Genomic DNA, 23,840 nt, shown 5'->3' on the forward strand with positions numbered 1-23,840 from the left:
AATGAAAGAAATTACACCAGAAATCAGAAAAGAAATCGAAGACATGATTTTTGACTACTACGCTGAAGAATGCGAGATTGACAGAAGCGAGATCTCAATGGACGCAGACCCGCAGGAAGACCTCGGCGGAGATTCACTCATGTTCGTTGAACTTATAGAAATGGCATCTGACAAGTACGATATTGACGTAAAGCTTCAGAGTGTCGGCAAATACATGCTCAAGGCTCCTCTCAAGTCAATGAAGGACGTTGTTGATGTATTCTGCAAGATCTATCAGTACGGTAACGATATCGTTAATTTATAATCATGCCGGAAATAAGCTCAAACATCTCAGTTCTTGAGATAAAGGATGATAAAGCAATCCTCACACTGAATAACGGACCAAAGAATCTTCTCAGTATTCCGGAGTTTTTCAGTCTGGATCTTCTGAAGAAAACTATTGATTCCAATCCGCAGCTGAAAGCACTTATCATCACCGGAGCAGGAAGGCATTTTTCACATGGTGCTGACACTTCAAAGTTCTCTCCCGAAGGACTTTCAGAGATTCCTGAAAATCTGAGAAAATCAAGAGAACTTCTCAACTATATCGAGGCACTTCCGCTTGTAACTGCTGCCGCCGTAAACGGCGGCTGTTTCGGCGGAGGAATGGAAGTGGCCATGAGCTGTCAGTTCCGTGTATGCAGCAAAAACGCTGTATTTGCTTTACCTGAAACCTCAATAGGAGTTATACCTGGAATGAGCGGTGTGGAACGTCTGGCAAGACTTGTCGGAAAAAGCAAGGCCATCTCTATGGTACTTGGCGGAAACATGATTTCAGCTTCAGAAGCTGCTGATCTTGGTATTGCAGATCTTGTAACTGAAGAAAAGAATTGTCTTGATAAAGCAGTTGAATTTGTAACAGAACTTACTGCTGACAGAACTGTACTTCAGATAAGATCAGTTGTTTCCAGAGTAAACAAGGCTCTCGCATCTCCTGAAACAGACGTATCTGATGACAGTTTTGAAAAAATACTAGAGGAAAAGCTTAAATAACAAAATGGATAAAAGTATATTTAGATTAACTGTACGCGGCTATGAGCTTGATTCATTCGGTCACGTTAATAATGCTGTTTATCTTCAGTACGCTGAAGAAGCTAAATGGCATTTTTTTTCGGAAACGAAACTTCTCGGTCTAATGAACGAAAGGGGACTGTTCCCGGTAATTCTTGAAAACAAATTAAGATACATGCATGAACTTAAAATGCATGATGAAGTGAGGATCGAAACTTCATGGTCCACAAAAGGAAAGACCCTTCACTTTACGCAGACTATTTTCAATGAAACTGAAAATGTTAAATCATGTGTAGTAAAAGGCACGGTTGCTTTTGTTGACCACGAAAGAATCATGCATGATATACCTGAAGAATTATTTAAACTGGAGATACTACAAAAGTGAACATAACAAAAAAGAATAATTACCTGCACATCACAGACATTGATTCTCTTGCAGATGCGGTGTCTGTATGCTGTAAAGAATATGACAATGATTTTTTTGCTGCAGTATTTGAAGGCATAAAAGAGCCTTTAACTCCTGAAGAAAAGAAATTACTGGCAGATGTGCCTTTTATCACAGCTGTTTACTCAGACAGTTTAACCATGCCGGCTGAAGACCTTCTCTGTTTCGACCTTCGTTTTTCAGCTGATACATTTAAAACAGACAGGGAAACTGCAAAAAAGCTTTCTGAAGAAAAGAAGTTTTCTGTACTTTTCAGTGACAAAAGAGCTTATGCTCTCAAAGAATTCGCAGAAAATTCAGATGCAGATGAAACTGAACTTGAATATTTTTCTGTTACAGCCGAAAACTTCGATGATTACTTCAAAAGAATATATAAAGATAAAACTCCTTTCCAGATCAAAATCCTCACAGAATGTCTTGTATCTCTGAGAACAGGCGATGCTGAAACAGGTTTTGCAAAAGAATCAGAAAACTTTTACAAGCTGGCAAGAGTAATTACAAAGGAATGATATGATGAGTGAATCAGCTTTTTTCACTTTGGAAAACAAAGATAATATACTGGACCTGACAATGAATGCTCCGGGCAACAATATCATGACTGCAGATTTCATGACCGGATTTGAGGATATTGTTAAGGAAGTTCAGAAAACTGCCGCAGAAAACAACAGTATAAAGGGACTTATAATCCATGGTGCAGGCAGACATTTCAGTGTAGGCGCTGATGTTACATCGCTTCTTGAAAGAACCGGTGATGAACTTTCCGAATACGAAAAGACCGGTAAAATTCCTGAAGGACATGTTATTCAGAAAGGTTCAGTACTTTCGTTTAACAGTTTAAAGTTTCCTGTTGTCAGTGTAGTGAATGGTTTCTGCATTGGTTCAGGCAGCGAGATTGCAGCAAGCGCACATTTCAGAATATGTGAACCTGCAACAAGAGCCGGTCAGCCGGAATCTACTTTCGGTATTCTTCCTGCTCTGGGCGGTATCACAAGATCCGCTGCAATATGCGGACTTTCACAGGCAATAGACATTGTAATGTCAGGAGAGCTTTTTACAGCTGAACACGCCGGAAAGATCGGCTGGGCAGATATATTATGCGAAAAGAAACAGGGCTACGGCAAAGCGGTGGCTCTTATAGAATATATTAACGGTACCGGATCATTTGATCCTGCCAGAAGCGCTGAATACATAAGCGGATTTCTTAAAAGCGAGGAAAAATAATGAACTCACTTAAAAAAATCGGTATTCTTGGATACGGAAAGATGGGAAAAGAGATCTTCGATCTTTTCCACAGCAAACTGCCTGATTCTGAATTCGTTGTATTGCTCAGACACGATATAAGCGAAGAAACGGAAAAGGTAGAAAAAAATCTTTCGAAATCACTCAGAAGGAAAAAGATAACTGAAGAAGTATTTGAAAAGATGAGCAGAAACTTTCTTTTCACTGATGATTTAAGCAGCTTCTCTGACTGCACACTTATTATAGAAACAGTAGCAGAGAACCTTGACATTAAGAAACAGCTTTTTGCTGAACTTGATAAAAAGGTAAATGATCAGTGTGTATTTGCCACAAACACTTCTTCTCTTACTGTAAGCGAAATATTTTCGTTATGCAGCAGCGAAAGAAAAAACAATGGGCATGCATTTCTTCTATCCGCTTAAGCTTACCGGATTCATTGAAATGAACGAATGTAAAGATGCTGAAACTGCTGAGAAGACAGCTGAAGTTACAGGAAAATCTCTTGTTAATTTTTCAAAGAGCTATTGTTTTTATCTCAATCAGTACATTTTCTTCTGTACAGCTCATGCATTTCTGCTGTCAGAAAAATACGGCACAGGTATTCTTAAGGCAATGGATATATTAAATGACCTGTTCCCGATGCACAGCCTTTTTGGTATGGCCGATTCGATCGGACTCGGGCTCATGACATCAGGTACAACTGAAACTTCTGTCAGAAGAATCAAACCTCTGCTTGACTCAGGAAGAGCCAAAATCAGTTCTTATCTTTCAGCCGGCTGTTCTCCTGAAACGGGAAAGTTTATTGAATTTATAACCGGTCAGGAAAAGGGCAGGGAAGAAAAGGACATTGACTCAGACAGCTTTAAGCTTGATATGATATCAGCAATGCTGAATGAAGCGGTAATCGCAGCTTCTGAAAATGAAGGAAACATTACAGAAGCACTTTATGATGCCGTTGGACTTTCTGAAAAATTCAGCTTCTATTATAAAAATTTCGGTTACGATAAGATCGCCGGAAGTCTTGAATCGCTGAAATCTTTCAGTGGTATGGAGCTTTATCAGTGCGCTGACAAAAGCTTATACGAAAAGTATTTATTAACAGAATAAACTGTTATCCGAAAGCATGGGGTACGGAGCTTGTGATTCATTCTTTCCGTAAAACTTCGTAAACAGCAGTGATTATGATAAGGGATAAGGCTTGTAGGTATGTAAAATATTAATTTATAAGCAAAGCGAGGCAATTAAAATGAAAAAATGGCCACTTAGAAATTTACTTAATCCTGTAGTTACCCGTTCACTTCTTTACGGAACCGATTCATTCGATATGGAATATGTTCTTCAGAAGATCGACCAGATCAAGACAATGAGCGGTAAAGAAGTAAAAAGAGTCTGGTTCGGCGAATGGGAAAGAAAAGCAGCACGTTATATCGAATGTGCTGAAAAAGCTGAAAAAGCCGGAAACAAGATTTCTGCTGAAGCTTTTTACATGATGACAGCTCAGTGCTATTATGCCGGTTATCAGATAAACACAGATGATATCGAGCAGAAACGTGAAGTTTATGAAAAACTTGCTAAGTACTACAAAAAGGCTGTAAGCTACCGTGAAAACAAGGTTGAATACATCGAAATACCTGTTCCTGCACTTGGCGATGTAAAACTCTGCGGTTATATTCATTATCCAAACAAGGGCAGAAGCAAAAAGTATCCTATCGCAATTACATATTCAGGTGTAGGAAGCTGCAAGGAAGAACTTGATCTTCTTGCACGTCCTCTTATCGAAAGAGGCATTGCTGTACTTACTGTTGATATGCCGGGTACAGGCGCTACTCTGTTTGATTATGACGGAAAATGTATCGGAAGCCAGCTCGAAGCTGCAATTGATGCGATCGGTGAATACGTTGAAAACCGTGACAACATAGATAAAGACAGAATCGCAAACTTCGGTCTCTGCATGGGCGGCGGTTACTCATTCCGCGCTTCTGCAAAAAGAAAAGCTGTTAAGTGCTGCGTAAGCCTTTTCCCTCTTTTCATGAATATTGCCGATACAGATTCTATTCCGATCTGGATGAAGCACGGTAAGTGGGCAATGTTACAGTACGGCACAGGCGATGACGCTAAATTCATGACTGAAATGAAGCTTCTGGAACAGGGAACTATCGACTGTGATTTCCTGCTTGTATACAGCCCTGATGATAACTGGATGAACAGCAGCGCTTCACTTTCAATGCTCGACAGAGCAACCGGATACAAGGAAAGCCTTGAGGTCAATGAAAAGCCTGCATATGTATCTGAAGAAACTATCATGCACGCAATGCCGGTCGGTGAACAGTTCCACTGGGTAAAACACATTGCTGCTGACTTTATTGCTGACAGACTTAAAAAGTAAACGGATACTTGGTGTTTGCATCTGTCCCCATACGCTGATTTAAATACAAATCAGCGTTTCCTTATGTTTTTTTACTTTTTAAAGCAGCGTTAATAACAGCTAAATAATGTAGGTATTTGTATGGGTAATTTATCATTAGTAATATAATTGATTTATTAAAGGGAGGAACAACAATGGAGAAAGTTGTAATTACAGGTATGGGCGCTATCTGCTCATTAGGAAATGACGTAGAAGAACTCTGGAATAATCTTATAGAAGGTAAAAGCGGAATTGGTAAAATAGAACGTATATCAACTGAAAACCATGATTCTACTGTTGCTGCTGAAATAAAGAGCGACGCTTTTGAAACAGTATGCAAAAAATACTGGACTAAGAGACAGCTCAACACTGTTACTGGCCCGGTACGTCTTGTAATGGCTACTGCCGCACAGGCAATAGAGGACTGCGGAATTGATCTTGAAAATTATGACAAAGACAGGGTAGCTGTAATATACGGTATTGCAGACAGTGGTTATGAAGACGACGAACGCTTAAAGACGACAAATATAGTTCTCAAAACAATGCCAAGTTCCGGACCGTCTCTTATATCTGAGAAATTTGGTTTTCACGGCGTAAGTTTTAACCTTTCATGCGCATGCGCAAGCTCAGGATATGCAATTGCGCTCGGAGCACAGCTTATTGAAACAGGTGTTTATGACATGGTAGTTGCAGGCGGACTTTCAAACTACGTTACACATGACAGAGTCAAGGGATTTAACCAGATACTTGCAATGTCTGCTAATCCGGATCCTGAAACAGCATGCCGTCCGTTTACAAAGAACCGTGACGGTTTTATCCTCGGTGAAGGTGCAGGTACTGTTATACTTGAATCTGAAACATCTGCAAAGAAGAGAAATGCAAGAATCCATGCAAAGCTTTCAGGTTATGCATGCTACAGTGAATCTTCGAATATGACTGCGCCTCTTGAAAACGGTGCCGGTATGAAGATAGTTATGGAAAGAGCTATTGAAAAGGCTGGTCTCACACCTGACAGGATCGACTACATAAACGCTCACGGTACTTCTACAAACCTCAACGACAAGTATGAGACTATGGCTATCAAAAATCTCTTCGGCAAGCATGCCTATGAGCTTTCAGTATCATCAACAAAATCAGCTATCGGTCATACACTTGGTGCGGGCAGTGTTATAGAGGGTATCGTTACAATAAAAGCACTTAACGAAAACCTCGTTCCGCCAACAATTCACTATGATGAACCAGATCCGGATCTTGATCTTGACTACACTCCTAACAAGGCTAAGAAGAGAGAGATCAATGTTGCATTATCCAATTCATATGGTTTTGGCGGACAGAATGTAACTCTTATTTTTGAAAAATAATAACGGAGATATTAAAATGCCAATTTGTCAGATCAAAACAAATTACAAGTTTACACCGGAAGAAAAAACTGAGTTTTTAAAATGCGTGGCTTCTGAACTCTCAGTAATACTTGACAAGCCTCTGCCGGCTGTAATGACAATGCTGTCTGAAGAATACATGTTTATGAACAATTCTGATGACACTGTGGTTTTTGCAGAGTTCAGATATTTAAAAGATTTTGCTTCTCCTGAAGAAAAAAGCGCATTCTTAAAGGATTTCGCTGACAGGGCTCTTGCTCTGTTCAGAAAATTTACTTCAGTTGATCCTTACAGGGTCTACATGCAGTTTACAGAAATGACACGCGAAGGCGCATGGAGATACACAGAATAATAAGGAAGGCATATTAAATGAAAGACAATTTTTTCAGCAAATACAAAGAGTATGCAGCAAAGACACCTGACAAGGTTCTTCTTCGTATCGATGACAGCGAACTCACTTACAGTGACTTTCTTGAAAGAACTGCTGTAATGAGTTCAGGAATGAGAAAACTCGGCATCGGAAAAGATGATAAGGTAGGTATTATAATGCCTAACAGTATCGACTGGTACATTGTATTCTGGTCAGCTGTAAGAATCGGAGCACAGCCTGTTCCGATTGATCCTCAGAGCGGTGTGCTGGAACTTTCCAGACTCATTCCTGCAACCGGAATAAAGATCTGCTTTGCTGCGGAAAAATACAAGACAAACAATATCAGAGAAGCTGTTAAAAAAGTAGAACCTGATAAACTTACTGTTGATCATGTAGTATTTTTCGGTGAAAGTTCAGCATCTGAAGAAACGGACAAATTCATCTCATCATCAGTATTCTTTGATAAATATACAGATGATTATTCTGAGATCTATGTTCCTGAAGATGATCACGTAATGAATCTTGCCTGCACATCAGGAAGCACAGGTACACCTAAGATGCTTTCTATACCTTACTACGGTTTCTATCAGGCTGCTGTGGATATGGGTAACTATCTTGGCTTCAGTGAAAATGAAGTTATGATGCTCGGAATGACTCTTTATCATCAGGGCGGATTCGGCATGGGTCTCCAGACAACAGTTAACGGCGGTACAGTTATGTATCAGCCTCAGTTCAACCCTGTTACATTCCTTGAAACAGTTCAGAAGTACAGAGTTACTGTTATCCAGCTCACATCAACACTTGCAAAGGTGCTACTTTCAACTCCGGACTTTGACAAATATGATCTTTCAAGTGTAAAGGCCTGCTATTTCGCAGGAGAAGTTCTCCCTAAGGAGATCGCTGACACATTCGTTGAAAAGCTCGGTATCAGAGTAATCAATGTAATCGGATCATCTGAAACAGCAACAATGGTTGTCTGGGATTCAGACAAGGACAGAGGAACTGATCCAAGCGATTTCAGAAAGCTTCCTTTTACCGACTTTATAGTTGCTGACGCAAAGGGAAATAATATTGAAGCTGAAGATGAAGTCGGCGAACTCGTTATTTATACAACAGCAGTTATTCCTGACTATTACGGTAATCCGGAACTTTCTGCTGAAAAAATCAAGACTGATTCTGAAGGAAGACGCTGGTTCTTCACCGGTGACCTTGTAAAGCGCATCCCGGACGGAAAAGTAAGATTTGCCGGAAGAAGCAAGAGAATCATCAAGCGCGGTGGTAATCTTGTACACGCTGAAGAAGTTGAAGCTTGTCTTCTTACACATGAAAACATTGAAGCTGCAGCTGTTACTGACGATCTTCACCCGGTAATCGGTCAGCAGATTATTGCTTATATTCAGACCGTTAATAACCAGAAAATAACAAGAGGGGAGATAGCTAAGTTCTTCGAGGGCAAGCTTTCTGCCTATAAAGTTCCTGATAAAGTAATCGTTGTTGACGAGATTCCTAAGGATGTCGGCAAGGTACAGTTCAAGTATCTCAGAGAACAGAATAAAAAGTAATACATGAAGGATAACCCGTAGCAGACCGGATCTTCTGCGGGTTATCAGTACTTTCATTATAAATTATAACTGAATTTAAGGAGTAAACTATTATGAATAACATTTCATGGGATGAATTCACTAAAGAAGTATCTGACTACGTTGGTGTAGACGCCTCAGAGATCACAAAAGACACTGATATCTATGAAGACCTTTGCCTTGATTCACTTGGCGTATTTGGTCTCGGCACACAGCTTACAGAGACATTCGGTCTTACAGTTGCACTTTCTTCAGTAGCTGTAGTAAGTAAAATTGGTGACATGTACGATATTCTGAACGAAAAAGGCGTAAAAAATGCATAATGAAATAAAGCTGTGTTTTTTTGCACATGCCGGCAGTTCAGCAAGAAGCTATTCAAGCTTCAAAAAATTTCTTGACCCATCTATCAAACCGGTACCGATCGAGTTAGCAGGACGTGGAAGCAGACTTTCAGAACCAAGATTCACAGATGCGGAAAAATGCGCAGGAGATGTATTTCTTAAAAATAAAGAGATATTTGAAGAAGGAAACTATGCATTTTTCGGACACAGCCTTGGCTCGATCATATCTTATGAAACGATTAAGATAATAAAAAAATGCGGACTTCCTGCTCCTTTCCATGCATTTTTTTTCCAGTAGGCCGGCACCTCAGTCAAGAATAGAAAGTGCTGTATCAGGTTCATCAACACTTCCTGATGACGAGTTTATCCGAATCTTTTCATCATACGGTGGACTTCCTTCGTCTCTTACTGAAAACAAGGAAATGCTTAATATGCTGCTTCCGATACTCAGAGATGACGTTACAATGGCAGACAACTACCATCCGACATTCAGTGAACCGGAAATTGATACAGACATTACAGTCTGTTACGGCCGTGGTGACAGCATCTATTCAGGAGAAAACCTTGAACTGTGGCAGAAATGCACGACCGGCAGTTTCAGCAGTATTGCATTTGACGGTGATCATTTTTATTTCAATATTCCTGATAATAAAGAAAAACTCTGCGAGTATATAAACAGAACTTTACTTGGATGATCACTGCAGATATTATTTCTGAAAAGCAAAACTGTATGTGTAAACTAAAAAAACATGATATGAATAAGTCCGGATATAATTACGGACAATATAAAAACATCAGAAAAGCTGGTTTTACCGTTGTTTACGGTATACCGGCTTTTTTATGGTTAATGCTGTTTTCTGTCTTTTTCCGCTTCTCTTATTTCGCAAAAGTGTCCTTTTGCGAAATAATATATAGAGATAAAAGTGCACTCTCCGACGGATCAGTTTGTCTGAAAAAAACTGATCCTGTACGTGATTAAATTATACGTACAGGATCTCTGATATTTCAGATATCATAATTACATGTCCGGAAAAAAATAATTTACGATAAATGTAATTCATTTAATTCACAATTATATAATACAGATTCAAACCTGCGGATTAAAGTAAATGTGATCTGAGTTCGTCCGGGCTCTGCTTGCAGAGATATGCAGGAGCAATATCAAATATAGTCTTGCATCCGGTTACGCCTTCAGCATTGAGTCTGTATGCAGCTCTTGCAAATGCACAGAGAACACTTGATGTGAATTCAGGGTTTGAACCAAGCTTGAGACTGAATTCTACAGTGTGTTTTGTCTGGTTATTTTCACCAGTTGTACCTGTGCGGATAACGAAACCGCCGTGCGGTATTCCGCTGTGATTCTTTATAAGTTCTTCTTCAGTGATGAAGTGAACTGTTGTATCGTAGTCTGAGAAGTAGTTAGGCATTGTCTTGATGTCCTTTTCGATCTGTGCAAGATCTGCACCTTCTTCAGGAACAACAAAACATTCTCTTGTGTGCTTTTCGCGTGTTGTAAGTTCCGGATTTTCGCCGTTTCTTACTCTTTCAAGAGCGCTTTCTACAGGAATAGTGTACTGCTTGCCGTTCTTTACGCCCTTAACGCGTCTGATAGCATCTGAATGGCCCTGGCTTACGCCCTTGCCCCAGAATGTATAGTCTTTTCCGTCAGGAAGAACTGCGTTGCCGTACATTCTGATAAGTGAGAAAAGGCCCGGATCCCAGCCGATAGAGATGATGCCTACCTTGCCTGCTTCCTTTGCAGCCTTGTCAACATTGGCAAAGTGTTCAGGAATTCTTGCGTGTGTATCAAAGCTGTCAACTACGTTGAAAAGCTTAGCAAATTCAGGAGTCTGTACAGGAAGGTCGTTTGCACTTCCTCCGCAGAGAATGAGAACGTCGATTTCTGAAGCGTGAGCTGCAGCATCGTTTACTGAGTAAACGGGAACGTCCTTTGTCATGATCTTGACTGTAGATGGATCACGTCTTGTGAAAACCGCCTTGAGACTTAAGTCATCGTTCTGAGCGATAGCATATTCAACGCCCTTGCCAAGATTGCCATAGCCTAAAATACCAATGCGAATACTCATTTTAAAAACTCCTTAGGTTTAATTTGTGGTAATGGTTTCCTACAAAGTCTGTAGTTTTTATACCTCAAAGTTTATTTTATCAAATAATCCTTTTTATGTCAATATAATTTTGAAAAAAAATTTTTCGTTATTTAAAATTTTTTTAAAAATAGATTTGAAAACAAATTTTCATTATGATATAATTATTAAGTGATGCGTTTTAAGGAAGCCCTGATCATAAAGAACAAATAATCAGCGGTACGCAGAAACGGGTCAGCCCGTTACGTGTTTCCTTTGCGTTCATAAAAATGATATTCGGCAGGTGCAATATAATGAAAGAGTTAAAAACATACAGAGGACACATCAGAAACTGGAAAGAACTGTGTGCAGTTCTTGGGATAGACACTTCCCTTTCACGTGAAAAAAGAGAAGAAGAGATCATACTCAAAGGCTGTGAAAAATGGGGAGAAAATATTGCTGACCACTTATACGGAATGTTTGCCTTTGCTGTCTGGGACACAGATGAAAAGAAACTTTTCTGCGTAAGAGACCATTTCGGCACAAAGCCTTTCTACTACTACGAAACAAAGGACGGCGAACTTCTTTACGGTACATTCATCCGTGATATAACAGAGAAAAAGGAATTTGTAAAGGAAATAAACAGGGACATGCTCCAGATCTACATGACGCTTACTTACGTTGCCGGCGAAGACACGTTCTTCAAGGGGCTTAAGAAGCTCATGCCGGGATGCCATCTTACATGGCAGAACGGAAAGATCAGTATCGTCCGTTACTGGAAGCCTGAGTTTAAGCCTGACAATTCAAAGAGCCTTGAAGACTGGGCAGATGAGATCCACACAACAGTAAAACAGATGATCGATGAAGTAAAAACACCTGATGAAACTGCTGAATCATTCCTTTCAGGCGGCGTGGATTCATCTTATGTATTTGCTGTATCCGATGCAGAAATGTCAGATTCATGCGGATATGACGACGAAAGATTCGATGAGTCATTCCTTGCAAAGAAGACAGCAGATATGCTCGGCAGAAAGAATTCAAGATGCCTTATTACTCCTGAGCAGTACTTTGAAGCTGTTCCGTACGTAATGTACAACATGGAACAGCCGCTCGGCGATGCTTCGGCAATCGTTTTTGCCATTGCCTGCAAAGCTACTGCTGAACATACAAAACTCTGCTACTCCGGTGAAGGAGCTGACGAATTCTTCGGCGGCTACAACATGTACAGAAACGCTGAACGCTACGGCGAGAACCTTAAGACTTTCTACGTAGGCAATACAAATATCATGAAGGAAGAGGAAAAGCAGAAGATCTTAAAGCATTACGATCCTTCAGTCCTTCCAATCAATCTTGTTAAGCACATCTACGAAGAAACAGAAGGACTTGATCCGCTTTCAAAAATGTCAGACGTAGATATTCAGATCTGGCTTGAAGGCGATATCTACTTAAACGTTGACAAGATGAGCACATGCTGCGGTCTTGAAATAAGAATGCCTCTTACAGACAGAAGGGTATTCGACATCGCTTCCCGCCTCCCTTCAAAGTTTAAGGTAAATGAAGAACAGAACAAGGTCGCATTCAGAACAGCTGCAGCCAAGGTTCTTCCTGATGAAATAGCTTTCAGAAAGAAGCTCGGTTTTATCGTTCCGATCAGAATATGGCTTGCAGATGACAGATACAACAGCGACGTAAGAGCAAAGTTCAACAGCGACTACGCAGCTGAATTCTTCAACACTGACGAGATCAACGCTATCTTCGAGGATTACAAAAACGGTAATTCAGACAACTGGAGAAAGGTATGGACTATCTATACATTCCTCGTATGGTATGAAGAATACTTCATCAAAAGATAAATAAACCGTAAAAAAGAGCATATACGTTTTTCACCGGAAAAAAGTGAAAACATATATGCTCTTTAATTTTTTATCTACAGTTCAAGTATCTCTTCGGCATTGATATCTTTGAATTCGTACTTTACTTTACTGCACCGAAGTACTGTACTTCGCACAAACCGGCATTTCTCCTCGTCAAAAATCGCTATGTTATAGCCTCCGATATGCCTCATGGAGGAATAACGTATTCCGGAAATATCCTCGTGAGCAATTCTTATATATTCCGATACAAACTGGCTCGGCAGATAGTCGATAAGTTCATTTGTAACAGGAAGTGAAAAGCTTCGGAACATATCCTTTAAAAACAGCATACCCTCAGGAGTATCCTCGTAGCTCGGTATGTTGTCAAGAACGAAATCAGCTACGACAATGTCCTCGGCAACTTCATATTCCGCAATACTCACAAACTCATTCTTTATAGGTCTAAGTTCCGCGCATGCAGTATACTGTTCAGCTGCGGTATACAGAACCGGTATACCGGCTATATTGACTCTGCCGTTATGTGTTTTCCTGTACGGAGGAACGCCTGACTGCTTTTCATCAAAACCGCAGTTTATACCGTTCGACTTTCTTATTTCATCTTCGGTAATTTTTCTTCCCCTGTACAGGACAGCGCCTTTCGGAATACTGTAGGTCAGCTTGTTCTCACCGATTATCTTGTCAAGAAACCTGCAGACATTTTCCTTTTCCTCAGAACCCGTAAATCTGTTATGAAAAACGAGATGATCAGCAAAATTCTTCCATGAAGGAACATTTATCGTTTTAGGATCTGCTTCATTAAATGAAATCCTGTGTTCTGTATTATTCCACATTATGACATTTCCTCCGGCGGCGGCATTTTTTATTGTATACCCGGACAGACCAGAGTTCAGGCATACAGTGCGATATAAATAATACATTGCTGAATAATGTTAATAGATTTTTACGTTCCTTATAATTATAGCATTAAAAAAGCAATTACGCAAGACCAAATCAAGTCCCAATTATACAAAACAGAGAATTTTCACTTAATTTTCATTGTTTAAAGCCTATAATCGTGGTATAATTAGAGTGATTTTTTATAAACACATTATTAATTCGTGCCAATCAACTAAACGGAAGGTGAATATTATTGTTTTCTAAAGAAAGTGTAAAGAAACCTTTTACAGTACTTGTTTGCGTAATTATAGTTCTTGTAATGGGTTTTGTATCATTCACAAGAATGGTGCCTGACCTTCTTCCGAGCATTAACCTCCCCTACGCTATCGTAATGACCACGTACGTCGGAGCAAGCCCTGAGGAAGTGGAGCAGACCGTTACAAGACCGGTCGAGCAGTCCATGTCCACAATAAACAACATAAAAACTGTAAGTTCAACGTCGCAGGAAAACGTATCGCTTGTAATCCTGGAATTTGATGACAACGCCAATATGGATTCTGCTACGATCGATATGCGTGAAAGCCTTGACACCCTTTCGAACGGCTGGGATGATACAATAGGCAATCCGCTTATCATGAAACTCAATCCTGATATGCTTCCGGTTATGATCGCCGCACTCAGCGTTGAAGGAATGGACAACAAAGAAGTATCAGACTATGCCAATGAAACCCTTATCCCGATGCTCGAAGGCATTGACGGCATAGGCAGCGTTTACGCTTCAGGTCTGATAAACGAAAACATAAATGTCGTTATCAGGGAGGAAAAGGTCGATAAAATCAATGAAAAACTGAAGAACAGTGTTTCCGGTAAACTTGATGACGCAAAGGTAAAACTTGACGACGCTAAAACAGAAATAGCTGATAACAAAAAGAAGCTCGAAGATGCCAAAAAGCAGTTTAACGACGGCATGATCCAGGGATCCCAGGGTATCGACGAAGCAAAATTCGAGATATTAAAGAATGAGATCAAACTTGCCAACGGCAGAGAAGAACTTGCAAAAAAAGAAACTGAACTTCTTGACGGTCTTAAACAGATCGAGGAAAACGAAAAAAACTCTCAACGATAATATGCAGGCCCTGCTTGAAGGTCAGAAACAGCTGGATGAAGGAGCTGCTCAGATTGAAAGCGGCATCAAACAGATCGATGACGGAATAAAAGCCATAGACACAGGACTTGAGGCAATGAAAGCCGGCCGCGAACAGCTGGAACAATCCGCTGAGGCAGCAAAAGCCGGTCTTCTTCCTGATGAAATGGTGAAAATGATAATTTCGCAGACAGCAGTACAGATGGAACTCGATACATCCGGTATCACGGACCTTGACGGACTGCTCGCTGCCTTTGATGCTAAAAAGACAGAAACTGAAAAAACACGTTCCGAACTTCTGACCCAGAAGGCTGATCTTTTAAATAAATCTGAAGAACTCGAAAACAAGAAGACTGAACTTTCAGAAGGAAAAACAAAGCTTGAAAGCGGTATGGCAGAACTCGCAGCCGCTAAAAAAACAGGCACTGGAAGGCAAAACAGCACTGGAAGCTGCAAAGAAGGAACTTGAATCCGGTTCTGATCAGATAAAGAATGCCAAAGACCAGATTAATGAAAAAGAATCAGAACTCGAAAACACAAGAAATGAAAAAGGCAAGGAAATCAGCGACGGCCTTGACGCTATCAACGAGGGCGAAACTAAACTCAACGAAACCCTTGACAACTGGGATGATACAGTAAACAACGCTCTTGACAGTGCTGATGTCACTGAAACACTCACTGTCGATATGATATCGAATATTCTTAAGGCACAGAACTTTGCTATGCCTGCCGGCTACATAAACGAAAGCGACGGTTCCCAGTATCTCGTCAAAATAGGTGACAAGATCGACAACGCAGAAATTCTCAAAAACCTTGTACTCTTTGACCTTAAGATCGAGGGAATGGATCCTGTAAAGCTTTCCGATGTTGCTGATGTATTCGTTACAGACAACTCTGATGAAGTCTATGCTTCAGTTGACGGAAAAGACGGTGTTATCCTCACTTTCCAGAAACAGAACAATTTTGCTACAGCAAAAGTAGCAGAAAGCATTCAGGAAAAGTTCGCTTCAATTACAGAAGAAAACAGCAATGTCAGGTTCATTGAACTTATGAACCAGGGCGACTATATCCACCTTATCGTAAACTCTGTTATCAAGAATCTTCTTCAGGGTGCGGTATTCGCTATAATAGTTCTACTGCTCTTCCTGAAAGATGTAAGACCTACATTCATCATTGCATGCTCTATTCCGATAAGTGTTATTTTCGCTGTAGCACTGATGTATTTTACAGGAATAACGCTCAACCTTATTTCCCTTTCAGGTCTTGCGATCGGTGTCGGAATGCTGGTTGATAACTCAGTCGTGGTAATTGAAAACATCTACCGACTGAAGAACAAAGGCTATTCCGCTGTACAGGCTTCAGTCAGCGGTGCAAAGCAGGTTGCAGGCGCTATCACAGCTTCAACGCTTACTACTGTCTGCGTATTTGCACCTATCGTATTCGTAGAAGGCATTACCAAAACACTCTTCGTTGATATGGCGCTCACTATCGGTTTCTCACTGGGAGCAAGCCTTATAGTTGCGCTTACGGTCGTTCCGGCAATGACTTCCAGAATGATGAAGAATTCAAAACCTGTAAGCACTAAATTATTTGATAAAATACAGGCAGCATATGCAAAATCAGTAAAAGTCGTACTTCGTTTCAAGATCATTGCTCTTCTCGCAGTTGTGATCGCGCTCGGAGCTTCTGCCTACGGTGCCTACTCAAAGGGCGTTTCATTTATGCCGGAAATGGACAGCACACAGGTTTCAGTTGACCTTGAGATGCCTGACGGAACAAAACTCGATGATACTGTAAAGGTTTCAGAAGAGATCATGGAAACCATCGGAAAAATGGAAGACGTTGAAACAGTTGGTGCCATGCTTTCAAGCGGTCAGGCTGCAATGTTCGGTCTGAATATCGATGCCAGCACCACTCAGGTATCAATGTACGTTATCCTGAAGGAAGATAAAAAACGTACAAGCCAGTCCATTGCTGCAGAGATCAATTCAATGTACGAAGACAAGGAATACAAAGTTACAGCAAGCGGATCACAGATGGATCTTTCCGCTCTCGGCGGATCAGGCGTAACTCTCAGAATCGTCGGAAACGACATTGAAAAGTTACAGGAAACAGCGGTAAAAGCTGCTGAAAAACTCGGCAAAGTTGAAGGTATCGGTGAAGTTGATGACGGAATCGATAATCCTTCACCTGAGCTCAAAATCACAGTAAACAAGGAAAAAGCTATGCTCAACGGTCTGACAGTAGCACAGGTATTCGGTGACATAGCAAAATCACTCTCAGATTCATCAAAAGCAACAACGATCACAACAAACGGCAAGGATTTCGATATAATCGTTGAAAAAGGCGAAGAAGGCAGCATTACCAAAGACAATATAAAGGATTACAAATTCAAGATAGTCGATATGGCAGCTGCCGGTAATACAGATGAAGCAATCGCATTTGACATGAAGGAAGAAAAGGAAGAGGATGAAGACGAAGAAAAGGAAGAGGAACCGAAAAAAGAAGAGGTTGCTCTTCATGAAATAGCTGAAATCGAAGAGACCACTACCCTTTCTGCTATTTCAAGACGTGATCATAAGAGATATATCACAGTAAGCGGAACTATTGCAGACGGATACAACGTAGGACTTGTAAGCCGTGACGCAGAAAGCCAGTTCGAAAACTTCGAGCTTCCTGAAGGATTCACTCTCGAATTTGACGGTGAAAACGAAACTATCATGGAGTCAATGAAACAGCTGGGACTCATGCTTGCACTCGCTGTTGTTCTTATCTATCTTATCATGGTAGCTCAGTTCCAGTCTCTTAAATCACCTTTTATCGTCATGTTTACAATGCCTCTTGCGTTTACCGGAGGTTTCCTTGCTCTTATCATTACCGGAAAGGAACTCAGCGTAATCGGACTTTTAGGCTTTGTAATGCTTTCAGGTATCGTCGTAAACAACGGTATCGTGCTTGTAGACTACATAAACCAGCTTCGTCTTGAAGGTATGGAAAAACGTGAAGCTATTGCTGAAGCAGGCGCTACACGACTAAGACCTATTCTCATGACAGCAATAACAACGATTCTCGGTCTTATTATGATGGCCGTCGGAAAGGAAATGGGTTCTGACATGGTTCAGCCTATTGCAGTCGTTACTATAGGCGGTCTTGTATATGCCACATTTACAACGCTCTTCATCATCCCGATAATCTATGACATGTTCAATAAAAAGGAAATGAAGAAGATAGACAGCTCTGAACTTGAGTTTATAGACGATTAAAAAAACAAACGGTGTGAAGATCATTATCTGATATTCACACCGTTATTTTTTTAGGGAATCGCTGATTTATTCATAAATCAGCGTGGGGTTAGGGGCGAAGCCCCGCAAGTCCTACCTCCGGAAATCCGGCGAAGCCGGATTTCCGATTTAATCAGTATTTCCTTAGGAAAACAATAGTTATAAGCTATGCGAAAACTTATTGAAAAGTTTTATATACTGTTCCTGGACATCGTTCATCTGCCTGAAGTTATCAATGCCAAGCTCCCTGACGGAATCCATTTCTATTTTCAGAAGATCAGCTATGAGTCTGTCTGAAATCTCGCGGCCTTTCTTGGTGAGCTTAATAAACTTGCTGCGTTTATCCATTTCATTGACTGTAAGCTCAACATAACCGTCATTTTCAAAGCGCTTAAGTATCATGTTGACCGTCTGCTTGGATATTTCAAGTTTTTCAGCTATCTGTTTCTGGGTACAGAATTTGCTTTTGGCAACAAAGTTGAGAACAAGAGTCTCATTGCAGGAAAAGCCATAAACCTTTGACCAGTTTTCATACATAGCTTTGCACAGGCACCATAAAGTGAAGTATCTGTCAAGTTCATTTGAATAAGCTTCGGTAATCATATTATCATCCCCATAATTTAATCCGGTAACCAAACTGAAAAAATTACGACAGAAAGCACAGAAATAATAAAGAAACAAATTCTTTTCATGTGTTTTCTTTTAATAATATTATAACATAAACAGGCTTATAAAACAAGTCCGTTATTTTACTACAGCCGCACTTTATTCTTGACTTTTTTTATAAAAAATGCTAAAATTAATAGGTAACTTATTAATGTATTTTAAGCATAATATAACAGACCGGGAAGTTGGAATTAACGTTCTGAAACTTTCCCGGTCATCAGAAATAAATCGATCCGGAGGTTTTTATGACTGGATTAGTTGATATTGAGTTTAATACCGGTGGTCCGACCGGAAGAGTAAAAAGCGACATAACAATGATCGAGTTCACGCTTCAGATTGTTGACGAAACACAGAACTACAAAGAGATCGATCTGTACGACGTCGTAGTAAAGCCGCCGAAGGGCCGCACTATAATCAACGAAAAAATCAAAGAGCTTACGACCATAAGCCAGGAAGAAATAGACAACGGCGTCAGAATGGACGAATTCTACAGAAAGCTTTACGAATACTACCAGAAATATGATCTGAAAGAAATATACACATGGGGCAACTGTGATCAGGACGTTGTTCACTGGAATTTCGGAAGATATGACATTGAAGCACTTACAGGACTCAAACGTGAGCAGGTTTGTATAAAGTTTACTGATCTGAGTACTGTGATCAAGGACAAATATGACGGAAGGCATCCCCTCTCGCTTATAAACATGGCTGTTCTGTGCGAATACAAGCCTGTAATGCAGCACAGGGCCTATGCCGATGTTGAGACAATGCGTAATATCCTTATTGAGCTGAAGCATACTGATGATGCTGATATGCGAAGCAGATTCAGCGCGTATGACGTATACGCTGATCTGAAAGATATGTACAGTAAAATGAGAAAAGTTATTTCCATTGCAAAGGAATATGACATTGACGTAGACGAAATGCTCAGCACAGCAAAAAACGGTCATGAATTTCCTGTTTTTGATGAAGCATACAACGACACATACAACAAGCGCACTTTCGGCTGGCTGTGAACAGGAGGCAGTTTTGATAAAACCAGATTTCAGAAAAATCATTAAAAACACAGTAAAACCTGAAGAAAAGGTATCTTCAGGTTTTACTCTTGTATCAAAGTACAGGTCTGCTATAATGGGCTTTGCCGCATTATGGATACTGTATTTTCATGTATTCGGTACCGTAATTACCATGGATCATCCCATAGCAGCATGGATAGAAGCAAGGGCAAAACGCTTCGGCTACTGCGGCGTGGATATATTCTTTCTGCTTTCCGGCATGGGACTTACCTACGCTATCACCAAATCAAAACTTCCCGTATTTTACTACAGAAGATTCAAGCGAATCGTACTGCCTTTTGTTACGGTTGCCCTGCTTAAAGCACATACGGATCACTGGACGGTAAAATGGTTTTTTGAGTGCATATCGGGTAAAGCTTTCTACGTAAATTCAATTTACATGTTTCTCTGGTTCGTACCCGCCATACTTACGCTTTACATCCTGTTTCCGCTTTACTGGCTCGGTTTCCGGAAAACCGGCGGCGCTTTCTGGACCGTAACAATGATACTTGCATGGTTTTTCGTAATTCTTATTCTTCGCGATAAAATCAGAGGCGATCTTTTCGGATTTTTAAACCGTATACCGGTTTTCATGCTTGGCGTTCTGCTCGGTGATCTCACAAAAAAACACAGGGAACTTGCTTTCAGGCGAAGAGCCTGGCTGCCGCTGTTCCTTGTGTTCGCACTTGGGATCTATATGCTTGAACTTGCTAACTTCCAGTCGTATTACATTCTTGTTCCTACTTCCAACTGTTTCCTGCCTACCCTGTTGTGTGCCGTTTCTCTTCCGTTTCTTGCGGCTAAATTTCTCAACATACTTGACAGTCACAGATTCACCTGTATCGCAGGACACATTATCGGCGGAATTCTTAAGTTTTTCGGTATGTTCTCCATGGAGATCTACTGTCTGCAGGAATGGTTCGCAGGCCAGGTCAGACCAAAATTTGAAGAACAGGGATGGACTCCTTTAAAAATGAACATAGTTCTCTTCATCGAAATAACCGCTCTTTCATTTGCAGGTTATCTGGTGTTCAAATACTTCTGGAAACTGCTTGAATTTATATGCAGAAAAACCGGAGGACTTATAAAGCGGGCCGTCAGACATTCCGCTTAATAACTTCCATTATAGCTTCAAGGCGCTTTTCCCCTATTCCGCTGATCGCTGAAATTTCATTTTTCAGCTTTTCAAGGTCAGTTTCTGAGGACGACGCCGGATGATCTTCAAGAGCTTTTTTATAACCGTCCTCGTAGATGCGTTTTAAAAAGCTCTTCATTTGTTCCCGGTTCATATTTTTTATGTCTTTGTACATATTTCTTGCAAGTATTTCTTCCATATACACTCCAGTCTGATAATAAGCTGATCTCATAAGTTCATAAAAGGCACCTTCAGAGCGCAGATAAGGCTTCAGAAATAATACGCAGCGGCACCCGGACTTATGATACGAACAAAGTTTTATACAAGTTTTATTATACTCTAAATCTCCCGTCAGTGCAAGTGTTACATTGACACTGAGTGTACAAAATAATTGATTTTACAGACTGATTATGCTATAATTAACATATATCGATAAGAACGGCTCACCTGAGTATTCTTTTATTTTTTGCGGAGGGATTATTATGGATTTACAGCAGCTCGCAGACAGCTTTACACCTATGACATGCATTATTTCCGTTGAAGTTTTTCCTGACGGTAACTACGGAAATATAAGACTCGTATGCGGAAACAAGGCGTATATTGATTCCATTGAAGTTAAGCAGTCTGATAATATGGCTTACGATACAATGCTCAGTAACAGGTTTATACCGAATTCACCTTATGAAAACTATATTCCAAAGGATCTTAACTTTGAAAACGCCTGTTATCTCAGCGCTGTAATGAAAAAACCGTTTCACACTTACATGCATCCGGAAAGATATCCTTTCTGGGTCGATATGTATATCATGCCCGTAGCGTACACAAACGGAAATACTCACTACTGCACTTACTCAATGGATCTTACTCCTGAAGCAAGTGTCAGCCGTATGTCAGACAAGGAAGCAGCAGTAACAGCATCTGTACTTGAAACCTGTATCAAGCTTCGCGACACAAAAGACTTCAAGCATACAATGGATGAAGTTATCGAAGATATAAGACTGCTATGCAGTGCAGAAAATGTATGCATTCTTCTTACCGACTACAAAACAAGATCCTGCTCCATACTGTGTGAATCCACTTCGCCTGATTTTGACAACAGACGTATAGCAGAATACTTCAACAACGGTATTGACAGTTTCTTTGACGTCGTAGACACCTGGAAAGATACGATCGCAGGAAGCACCTGTCTCATCATACAGAATGAAAGCGACATGAATGTAGTCCGTGAAAGGAATCCTGAATGGATAGCATCACTCGAAGAATACGGTATAAAGAGCATCGTTCTCTATCCGCTCAACTACAATAATGAAACTCTCGGATATGTATGGGCAGTTAATTTTGCTACTGAAAACACCGCCAAGATACGTTCCACTCTGGAAACAACAACTTATTTCATAGCATCTGAAATAGCAAATCATCAGCTTCTTGCAAGACTTGAATACATGAGTTCTGTCGATCTGCTTACAGGCGTGATGAACCGTAATGCCATGAACAAAAGAGTTGACGACATTATTTCCGGCAAAGAGGTCCTGCCTTTACGTGTCGGCGTTGTTTTCGCCGATCTGAACGGACTGAAAAAAGTCAACGATACAGGCGGACACACTGCCGGTGACAGCTACATAAAGAAAGCAGCCGGCCTTCTGAAGGAAACTTTCCCTGACAGCGAGATCTACCGTGCCGGCGGCGATGAATTCATGGTCATAAACTGTTCACTTTCCGAAGCAGAACTGAGATCCAGAACCGATGAACTCAGAAAACTTCAGGAAAATGCTGATGATGTCAGCTTTTCACTAGGTTACTTTTACAATGAAGGAAAGACCGATATTCGCAAAGCTATGAGTTCTGCCGATATGGAAATGTACAGAGACAAGCAGAGTTACTATGAGCGTTATCCTGAACGCAGAAGAAAATAAATTATCACGGAGGCATTTTTAATGATAAATGACAGATTCACAAAACTCGCAGACGCTGAAATAGGAACATCTTTAAGCAGACCTGTTCTCATTTCAGGCATAAGCGAAAGCGTTGCAAAAAACGGAAAAAACATTCGTAAGAATGACCATGAAGGACGGTGCAACGGAACAGACTGCAACTATGTTCGACACTTCTGTCGCATCACTTGAACTCAAAGGGATCACTAAGGAAACAATAGCAGACGTTATCCTGAACGTAAATGAATATCAGGGTTCAAAGAACTTTATCGTAAACGATATAACGATCACGACAGACCACTCGCTTTCAATAAATGATTTTATCAAAGTTCCTCCGGTAGCCGTTGATCTTATGTACAATGAGATCATTTCGATAATACGAAACAGTGCTGACGACTGTAACGGTAAGTACACTCCGCTTTCCGAACTTGCCGTAAAAATAATCGAAAGCAAGAAAGAAGCCTACACTTCATCCTCCGCTGCAATTTCAATGCACCATAATCTCAAGGGCGGACTTATTTATCATTCCTACCGCATGGTAAAGGCTGCGGAAAAAATCTGCGAGGTGTACAATAATCTTGACAGGGAACTCATGGTATGCGGAGCGGCTCTTCACGACATCGGCAAGATATGGGAATATGATACTGATCCGACCGGCAATGCGGAATTCACTGTAAGCGGCGTTCTTTTCGGACATCTCTACATGGGTGCTTCACTTATCAAGAAAAGTGCCGACGGACAGAATTATAATCCGGAAAAGATAAAAATGCTTACACACATGATCCTTGCACATCACGGTGAACAGGAATACGGAGCAGTAGTCTCCCCTGCCATCGCAGAAGCATTTGCACTTTACATGATCGACAATCTTGACGCCAAAATGTACGTATTCGACGAACAGCGTGATCTTCTTGGTCCTGGCGGACTTACTGAAAAACGTCCTTTCGGAATGGAAAACAAGATCTACGTTCCTGATCTCTGATAAC

27 protein-coding genes are annotated in these 23,840 nt (G+C 40.7%); 23 read left to right on the forward strand and 4 right to left on the reverse strand.

Going from position 1 to position 23,840, the window contains the following annotated elements; genetic code table 11:
- Position 1: 1 nt before the first annotated feature.
- The 14 genes from CC97_RS04775 (at position 2) to CC97_RS21290 (ending at position 9,503) form a co-directional block, all read left to right on the forward strand.
- Positions 2–304 (forward strand): phosphopantetheine-binding protein, encoded by a 303-nt coding sequence (locus tag CC97_RS04775; RefSeq protein WP_044974059.1) that lies wholly within the window; start codon positions 2–4, stop codon positions 302–304.
- 2 nt (positions 305–306) lie between these two features.
- Entirely contained in the window at positions 307–1,032 is a 726-nt protein-coding gene (locus CC97_RS04780; RefSeq protein ID WP_044974060.1) for an enoyl-CoA hydratase/isomerase family protein, read from the forward strand.
- Between the two features lie 4 nt (positions 1,033–1,036).
- Entirely contained in the window at positions 1,037–1,435 is a 399-nt protein-coding gene (locus CC97_RS04785; protein ID WP_044974061.1) for a thioesterase family protein, read from the forward strand.
- On the forward strand, positions 1,432–2,004 hold the full coding sequence (locus CC97_RS04790; RefSeq protein ID WP_044974062.1) for a hypothetical protein: 573 nt from the start codon (positions 1,432–1,434) through the stop codon (positions 2,002–2,004). Before CC97_RS04785 ends, CC97_RS04790 begins: the two co-directional genes overlap by 4 nt.
- Positions 2,005–2,008: 4 nt before the next feature.
- Entirely contained in the window at positions 2,009–2,716 is a 708-nt protein-coding gene (locus CC97_RS04795; protein ID WP_044974063.1) for an enoyl-CoA hydratase/isomerase family protein, read from the forward strand.
- The gene (locus CC97_RS04800; RefSeq protein WP_044974064.1) at positions 2,716–3,156 is read left to right on the forward strand and encodes a 3-hydroxyacyl-CoA dehydrogenase NAD-binding domain-containing protein; all 441 of its coding nucleotides are present in this window, start codon (positions 2,716–2,718) and stop codon (positions 3,154–3,156) included. The genes CC97_RS04795 and CC97_RS04800 overlap by 1 nt, the downstream gene beginning before the upstream one ends.
- Entirely contained in the window at positions 3,128–3,841 is a 714-nt protein-coding gene (locus CC97_RS04805) for a hypothetical protein (RefSeq protein WP_044974065.1), read from the forward strand. The genes CC97_RS04800 and CC97_RS04805 overlap by 29 nt, the downstream gene beginning before the upstream one ends.
- A gap of 139 nt (positions 3,842–3,980) precedes the next feature.
- Positions 3,981–5,120 carry an alpha/beta hydrolase gene (locus CC97_RS04810; RefSeq protein ID WP_044974066.1) on the forward strand — a complete coding sequence of 380 codons (1,140 nt, stop codon included), beginning with the start codon at positions 3,981–3,983 and terminating at the stop codon, positions 5,118–5,120.
- 173 nt (positions 5,121–5,293) lie between these two features.
- Positions 5,294–6,499, forward strand: a complete 1,206-nt coding sequence (locus CC97_RS04815; protein WP_044974067.1) for a beta-ketoacyl-[acyl-carrier-protein] synthase family protein — start codon at positions 5,294–5,296, stop codon at positions 6,497–6,499.
- Between the two features lie 16 nt (positions 6,500–6,515).
- Positions 6,516–6,869 carry a hypothetical protein gene (locus tag CC97_RS04820; protein WP_044974068.1) on the forward strand — a complete coding sequence of 118 codons (354 nt, stop codon included), beginning with the start codon at positions 6,516–6,518 and terminating at the stop codon, positions 6,867–6,869.
- A 17-nt stretch (positions 6,870–6,886) separates the two neighbouring features.
- Positions 6,887–8,449, forward strand: a complete 1,563-nt coding sequence (locus tag CC97_RS04825) for a class I adenylate-forming enzyme family protein (RefSeq protein ID WP_044974069.1) — start codon at positions 6,887–6,889, stop codon at positions 8,447–8,449.
- Positions 8,450–8,541: 92 nt separating this feature from the next.
- Entirely contained in the window at positions 8,542–8,790 is a 249-nt protein-coding gene (locus CC97_RS04830; RefSeq protein ID WP_044974070.1) for an acyl carrier protein, read from the forward strand.
- On the forward strand, positions 8,783–9,106 hold the full coding sequence (locus CC97_RS21285; RefSeq protein ID WP_044974071.1) for a thioesterase domain-containing protein: 324 nt from the start codon (positions 8,783–8,785) through the stop codon (positions 9,104–9,106). Before CC97_RS04830 ends, CC97_RS21285 begins: the two co-directional genes overlap by 8 nt.
- Positions 9,087–9,503: a thioesterase domain-containing protein gene (locus tag CC97_RS21290; RefSeq protein WP_044974072.1), complete on the forward strand. Its 417-nt coding sequence runs from the start codon at positions 9,087–9,089 to the stop codon at positions 9,501–9,503. Before CC97_RS21285 ends, CC97_RS21290 begins: the two co-directional genes overlap by 20 nt.
- Before the next feature lie 405 nt (positions 9,504–9,908).
- Here CC97_RS21290 and CC97_RS04850 read toward each other — a convergent pair whose 3' ends face one another.
- Positions 9,909–10,895 carry a diaminopimelate dehydrogenase gene (locus CC97_RS04850; RefSeq protein WP_044974074.1) on the reverse strand — a complete coding sequence of 329 codons (987 nt, stop codon included), beginning with the start codon at positions 10,893–10,895 and terminating at the stop codon, positions 9,909–9,911.
- Between the two features lie 311 nt (positions 10,896–11,206).
- Between CC97_RS04850 and asnB the strand changes: the two genes are divergently transcribed.
- A complete protein-coding gene (gene asnB, locus CC97_RS04855; protein ID WP_044974075.1) occupies positions 11,207–12,745 on the forward strand; it encodes an asparagine synthase (glutamine-hydrolyzing) in 1,539 nt (512 codons plus the stop codon).
- 74 nt (positions 12,746–12,819) lie between these two features.
- On the opposite strand, the gene CC97_RS04860 is transcribed toward asnB, so the two are convergent.
- Entirely contained in the window at positions 12,820–13,596 is a 777-nt protein-coding gene (locus CC97_RS04860; protein ID WP_044974076.1) for an RES family NAD+ phosphorylase, read from the reverse strand.
- A gap of 299 nt (positions 13,597–13,895) precedes the next feature.
- Here CC97_RS04860 and CC97_RS04865 point away from each other — a divergent pair, with 299 nt between their 5' ends.
- The 3 genes from CC97_RS04865 to CC97_RS04875 are packed head-to-tail and all read left to right on the forward strand — an operon-like array spanning position 13,896 to position 18,049.
- Entirely contained in the window at positions 13,896–14,768 is an 873-nt protein-coding gene (locus CC97_RS04865) for an efflux RND transporter permease subunit (RefSeq protein WP_044974077.1), read from the forward strand.
- On the forward strand, positions 14,719–15,255 hold the full coding sequence (locus CC97_RS04870) for a hypothetical protein (RefSeq protein ID WP_156036772.1): 537 nt from the start codon (positions 14,719–14,721) through the stop codon (positions 15,253–15,255). Before CC97_RS04865 ends, CC97_RS04870 begins: the two co-directional genes overlap by 50 nt.
- A complete protein-coding gene (locus tag CC97_RS04875) occupies positions 15,167–18,049 on the forward strand; it encodes an efflux RND transporter permease subunit (RefSeq protein WP_049962691.1) in 2,883 nt (960 codons plus the stop codon). The genes CC97_RS04870 and CC97_RS04875 overlap by 89 nt, the downstream gene beginning before the upstream one ends.
- A gap of 177 nt (positions 18,050–18,226) precedes the next feature.
- Here CC97_RS04875 and CC97_RS04880 read toward each other — a convergent pair whose 3' ends face one another.
- Positions 18,227–18,670 (reverse strand): MarR family transcriptional regulator, encoded by a 444-nt coding sequence (locus tag CC97_RS04880; RefSeq protein WP_044974079.1) that lies wholly within the window; start codon positions 18,668–18,670, stop codon positions 18,227–18,229.
- 308 nt (positions 18,671–18,978) lie between these two features.
- Between CC97_RS04880 and CC97_RS04885 the strand changes: the two genes are divergently transcribed.
- Together CC97_RS04885 and CC97_RS04890 are read left to right on the forward strand one after the other, a co-directional pair.
- The gene (locus CC97_RS04885) at positions 18,979–19,749 is read left to right on the forward strand and encodes an exonuclease domain-containing protein (protein WP_044974080.1); all 771 of its coding nucleotides are present in this window, start codon (positions 18,979–18,981) and stop codon (positions 19,747–19,749) included.
- A 13-nt stretch (positions 19,750–19,762) separates the two neighbouring features.
- Positions 19,763–20,902: an acyltransferase gene (locus tag CC97_RS04890; RefSeq protein WP_044974081.1), complete on the forward strand. Its 1,140-nt coding sequence runs from the start codon at positions 19,763–19,765 to the stop codon at positions 20,900–20,902.
- Here CC97_RS04890 and CC97_RS04895 read toward each other — a convergent pair.
- Positions 20,886–21,122, reverse strand: a complete 237-nt coding sequence (locus CC97_RS04895; RefSeq protein ID WP_044974082.1) for a hypothetical protein — start codon at positions 21,120–21,122, stop codon at positions 20,886–20,888. The genes CC97_RS04890 and CC97_RS04895 overlap by 17 nt on opposite strands.
- Before the next feature lie 283 nt (positions 21,123–21,405).
- On the opposite strand from CC97_RS04895, the gene CC97_RS04900 reads away from it, so the two are divergent.
- From CC97_RS04900 to CC97_RS04910, 3 genes are read left to right on the forward strand one after another with little or no spacing between them, the layout of a single operon-like run.
- Positions 21,406–22,836 carry a GGDEF domain-containing protein gene (locus CC97_RS04900; RefSeq protein WP_044974083.1) on the forward strand — a complete coding sequence of 477 codons (1,431 nt, stop codon included), beginning with the start codon at positions 21,406–21,408 and terminating at the stop codon, positions 22,834–22,836.
- A gap of 21 nt (positions 22,837–22,857) precedes the next feature.
- Positions 22,858–23,046, forward strand: coding sequence for a hypothetical protein (locus CC97_RS19995; protein ID WP_044974084.1), 189 nt, complete (start codon positions 22,858–22,860; stop codon positions 23,044–23,046).
- Complete coding sequence (locus tag CC97_RS04910) at positions 22,979–23,836, forward strand: HD domain-containing protein (protein WP_081849994.1); 858 nt, start codon at positions 22,979–22,981, stop codon at positions 23,834–23,836. Before CC97_RS19995 ends, CC97_RS04910 begins: the two co-directional genes overlap by 68 nt.
- The last annotated feature ends 4 nt before the right edge of the window (positions 23,837–23,840 follow it).

The sequence above is a fragment of the Ruminococcus sp. HUN007 genome (assembly GCF_000712055.1).
Taxonomy (GTDB): Bacteria; Bacillota; Clostridia; order Oscillospirales; family Ruminococcaceae; genus HUN007.